Annotated in this window: 5 protein-coding genes; 1 reads left to right on the top strand and 4 read right to left on the bottom strand. The window is 50.2% G+C overall.

What is annotated here, in order from left to right; translation table 11 throughout:
- The coding region (locus tag HMPREF1153_RS10205; protein WP_037370570.1) for an N-acetylmuramoyl-L-alanine amidase family protein at positions 1-451 on the bottom strand (451 nt) is incomplete at its 3' end.
- 339 nt (positions 452-790) lie between these two features.
- Between HMPREF1153_RS10205 and HMPREF1153_RS10210 the strand changes: the two genes are divergently transcribed.
- A complete protein-coding gene (locus HMPREF1153_RS10210) occupies positions 791-2,083 on the top strand; it encodes an IS110 family transposase (protein ID WP_009646877.1) in 1,293 nt (430 codons plus the stop codon).
- 126 nt (positions 2,084-2,209) lie between these two features.
- Here the strand turns inward: HMPREF1153_RS10210 and HMPREF1153_RS10215 are convergent, their stop codons facing one another.
- The 3 genes from HMPREF1153_RS10215 to HMPREF1153_RS12465 all read right to left on the bottom strand — a co-directional run.
- On the bottom strand, positions 2,210-2,809 hold the full coding sequence (locus HMPREF1153_RS10215; RefSeq protein WP_232208279.1) for an HNH endonuclease: 600 nt from the start codon (positions 2,807-2,809) through the stop codon (positions 2,210-2,212).
- A gap of 15 nt (positions 2,810-2,824) precedes the next feature.
- Positions 2,825-4,132: a site-specific DNA-methyltransferase gene (locus tag HMPREF1153_RS10220; RefSeq protein WP_009646875.1), complete on the bottom strand. Its 1,308-nt coding sequence runs from the start codon at positions 4,130-4,132 to the stop codon at positions 2,825-2,827.
- Positions 4,133-4,154: 22 nt separating this feature from the next.
- Positions 4,155-4,703, bottom strand: a 549-nt coding sequence (locus tag HMPREF1153_RS12465) for an HNH endonuclease (RefSeq protein WP_071530776.1), incomplete at its 5' end; no start/stop codon positions are given.

Genomic DNA, 4,703 nt, shown 5'->3' on the forward strand with positions numbered 1-4,703 from the left:
CGTTGTCGATAAAGGCAAGCTCCACCAAGACCGCTGTCGCACCCGTGTTGTTCAGGACGTACAGTCCGTTGACGCCGGGCTTCGCGCCCTTGCTGCCGCGATCTGCCGTGCCGAGCGCATCGACGATTTGATTGCGGATGCAGTCGGCAAGCATTTCTCCGTACGCGCTTCGGTGGTAGTACCAAACTTCCGTACCTCGCGCATTCCCGTTGCAGGCATTGCAGTGGATGGAGATGAAAAGGTCGGCTTCGCTCTCGTTGGAGGTATCAACGACTTCCTCCAAGCTGTCCGATTGGAGATTGCCAACGACCTCCACACCTGCATCCGTGAGATATTGCTCTACAAGTTCAGCGACGCTCTTCGCCACATCGCACTCTCGGAGACCATATCCACATGCTCCTGGGTCTGGATTTCCGCTAGGAGCGTGTCCTGCGTTTAGAAAAACTTTCATTGTGCTTCCTCCTCGTATAATAGTTTTGTACGCAAGACAACATCGCCTTGCCTACGAAAAAACCTTCTAAAACAGAGTCTCCTGATGTTACAATACTCTTTAGAGAATTGTGACCAAGGTTACGTCTTACTCCTCCAGCAGCGCCACAAGGTGACTGCTCTGAAAGCTTGACGCCTGCCTTGATCGTCAAATGCCGCTTACACAGGTGTTGCATCCCCGGGCGAGAGTGGATCCAGCAACGTTGCCTCTCACGGGTGAACGCTTATTTGCGAGGGTGCGGTCAGCGATCAAGATCAGGAGAAGCCTCTGTCACTTTTCCAATCCTTAGCCGGAAAGGTGGTGTTACTTTTGAAGAAGACGGATCTTCTTTCTACTCTCTTCGTCGGAATTGACATCAGCTCAAGAAGCAATGTTGTCGCTCTTCTGGATTTTGAATCCCAGAAGCCCCTTCAGACATTCTCCGTGGCGAACAATCAACCCGGCGCAATAGAACTGGCGCAGCATCTCTTGGAGTTCCTTGACAGTCGTCCGGATTTAAGAAAACTGGTCGTTGCCTTGGAATCCACTTCCTTCTATGGCGTCCACATCGCCAATTTCCTATCCTCCCATGAGACGCTCGCCTCCTTCCGCACTGCGGTGTATTGCCTGAATCCCAAGACCGTCGCGAATTACAAGAAGTCCTTCATCGACCTTGGCAAAAACGATTTCGTTGACGCCTTTGTCCTCGCGGATTTCGCACGCGTCGGCAGAATCACGAACAAGCCTTGGCGCGGAAGCCAGTTCCTTGCTCTGCAACGACTGACGCGGCATCGTCTGCACTTGGCCAAGTCCTTGACCAAGGAAAAGGCGTACATGCTTTCGAACATTTTTCTGAAGTTCAGCGAGTTCTCTTTGCTCGACGGCGAGCAGCAACCCTTTTCCGATCGGTTCGGCAAGGCGGCGGCTTCTGTCTTAACGGATTTCCTTTCTACTGAGGAAATCGTGGACATGCCGCTCGATGCACTCATCCGCCACATCTGTGAAAAGGGGCGCAACCGTTTCCAAGACCCGGAAGCGACGGCTTCTCTCTTGCAGAAAGCGGCTCGCGATTCCTATCGCTTGGACAAGTGCTTGTATGAGCCGCTCACCATTTCGATTGCTTCGTCGTTCAACCTGATTTCTACCTATACGGCAGAGATCAAGGCGGTCAACAAAGCGATTGAGAAGACGCTCAAGGGGCTTGATCCTGCAGCTTACCAATGCTTGCTTTCCATACCGGGCATAGGCCCCGTCATGGCTGCCGGAATCCTTTCGGAAATCGGCTGGATCGATGCCTTCAAGTCGCAGGAGTCTTTGGCGAAATACGCCGGTCTTGTCTGGCGCGAGAATCAATCCGGCAATTACCGTGCCGATGATACGCCGATGTCCAAGGCGGGAAACGCCTATCTGCGGTATTACCTCCTTGAGGCAACGAGCCATGTCAAGAACCATTGCCAAGAATTCGCTGCATTCTATCAGAAGAAGTATGCTGAAGTGAAAACGCATCAGCACAAACGCGCACTCGCTCTTACTGCTCGGAAATTCATCCGGCTGATTTTTGGATTGCTGGCCAAGCATCAGCTCTACTCTTCGAATAGAGTAGTACAAGCTTAATATAGCGAACGTACTTTCTCTTTTTTAATTTTCTGGAGAAAGTTGTGTTAAGTGCGTCCTTTTTCTGGGAATCTGTACGAATCTATTTCAAAAGGGGGCTTGACATATTACCAGGTTGCTTCAGCATTACGCCGCTTTCTTCACAAAAGCAATAAACGATTCGCAGATGGATAAATCCACGAATCGTTTACATCGGTTGATGACATCTTCTTCTATCCACTGAGGAATTTCTTCTACCTCGTCATATCTTCCGTAATCCCCGAACATACAGGCCATTCCCACATTCCGAGCCTGTACAGCTTCTTCAAAGGTTTGATAATAGCCAAGGTGTATATCATGCTGACAAATCTTGATCCTCGCACGATATTTCCCACGAGGTTTGTAGAAGCTGACACCCGTCACCCCGGACGTGTTGTTCCTTTGCCGTGGTTGGTTGCATTGATTCTGTTGATGCGTACAAATCCTGAGATTGCACAGGCGATTGTCCAACGTGTCCAGATTGATATGATCAACTTCGTAACCCTTGGGGACATCCACCAGATGACGATGTAGCTGTTTTCTGTGTCTGTCCATCACATAAAGGATTTTTCCCGTCAAATCACGGTAATTGCGATAAAAGCTGATTCCGGCGATCTTGTCCAAGGATGCGGTGTCCACCATAAAAACGATACCGTCAGGAAGATGCCCATAGGCAACGCTCCCGTCCTCGGAAAACGTATATTTCACATTGCACACGTTCCCTCATCCTCCTTTCTTCCGCCCCTTTTGAACGTCGTTTATCGTGGTATCCTTCATGCCGAGATCCTCTGCTGTGGGGATATATACCTCGGAGCAGGGCAGCGTTTTCCCGTCACGGATGATATGCATGTCCTCTGTATTTCCGCGATATGCCACGAAACGGCGCACAATCGCCGAAGCGTAAACAGGATCAAGTTCCATCAGATATGCCGTGCGATCCATCTGCTCTGCTGCCATCAGGGTCGATCCGCTGCCGCCGAACAAATCCAAGACGATGCTGTTGACCAGCGAGGAGTTTTTCATGGGGTATGCGATGAGCGGGAGCGGTTTCGTTGTCGGGTGCAGTTTCGACTTGTTCGGTCGGTCAAATTCCCAAACGGTGGTCTGTTTTCTGTCACCGTAGAATTTGTGCTTTACGGTGTCCTTGAATGCGTAGATGACAGGCTCATGGCGCATTTGATAATCAAAACGCCCCAAAACAAGGGACTGCTTTACCCAGATACAGGTCGTTGAGTAATGAAATCCAGCAGCAACGACGGCATTGTAGAAATTGACTTTTTCCGCATCCGAGTGAAAAATGTATATGGCAGCCCCATCCGCGAGATTCTCATAGGCATTTTTGAATGCCGAAAGCAGGAACTGGTAGAACTCCTCGCCCTTCAGATTGTCGTTCATGATTTTCATGCCTGTGCCGCCTGTGTAGTTGCACGCATACGGCGGGTCGGTAATGCACACATTCGCCTTTTTGCCATCCATGAGAAGTTTTACATCCTCGGGTTTTGTAGCGTCGGCACAAAGGAGACGATGCTTGCCCAAAAGCCACAAATCACCGGCTTTTACGAAAGGCTCCGCCTGCAATTCTGCATCCACGTCGAAGTCGTCCTCCTGCACTTCGTCGTCCGCCGAGAGCAAATCGGCAATCTCCGCTTCGTCGAAGCCCGTGAGCGATACATCGAAATCCATGCCCTGCAAGGCTTCCATCTCGACGCGCAGCATTTCCTCGTCCCAGCCCGCATCGAGCGCAAAGCGGTTGTCCGCGAGGATGTACGCTTTCTTCTGCGCTTCCGTCAGATGCTCAGCAAAGACACAAGGTACGCTCTCCATGCCTTCCGCCTTGGCAGCAGCGACGCGTCCGTGCCCTGCAAGGATACCGCAGTCCTTGTCGATGATGACGGGATTGATGAAACCGAACTCTCGCAGACTGCCGCGCAGCTTGTTGATCTGCTCCGCCGAGTGCGTCCGTGCATTGTTGGCATAAGGCACGAGCTTGTCGATGGGCATGAGCTTCATCTCAGATGTTGTTTTGTCCAAGATTTACACCTCCTGCAATAACCTATGAACAAACCTGCGAATTGGTTATTCGATTCGCTAAATCTGTGTAAGGACGACATTTTTTCCAAACTTGAAATTCGATCCATAAAGGCGGTTCAGAAACGCAATTCAGCTGTCCGGCAAACTGCCTGAATAGGCATTGTGCGCCAACATTGTACATTTGGGCGCAGGTGACTGCATCATGTGATTTCCCGAGAATTATTTGCTGCCCGTCAAGCGTAATATTGGCTTCATACATTCCATTTTTGCGCTTTTTTACGCCAATGTAGCCAAGCGTATTGGATGAGCGAATTCCCTTGTTGATACAATTCTGATGCTGCGTCGCTACACGCAGATTGCTCTTGCGGCAATCCAGCGGATTGCGGTTTATGTGGTCTACCACGAAAATGTCATCCTCAACACCCAAAAGCAGACGATGCAATCGCAATCGTTTTATCAGCTTTCCATGCGCTTTAATATCCGCAATAACATAATCGCTGTCCGCTTTTTTATACCACCAATATCTCGACACGACATCCACATCTTCAGCGTCGATGAGAAATTTATCACC

Source organism: Selenomonas sp. CM52 (assembly GCF_000292955.1).
Classification (GTDB): domain Bacteria; phylum Bacillota; class Negativicutes; order Selenomonadales; family Selenomonadaceae; genus Selenomonas.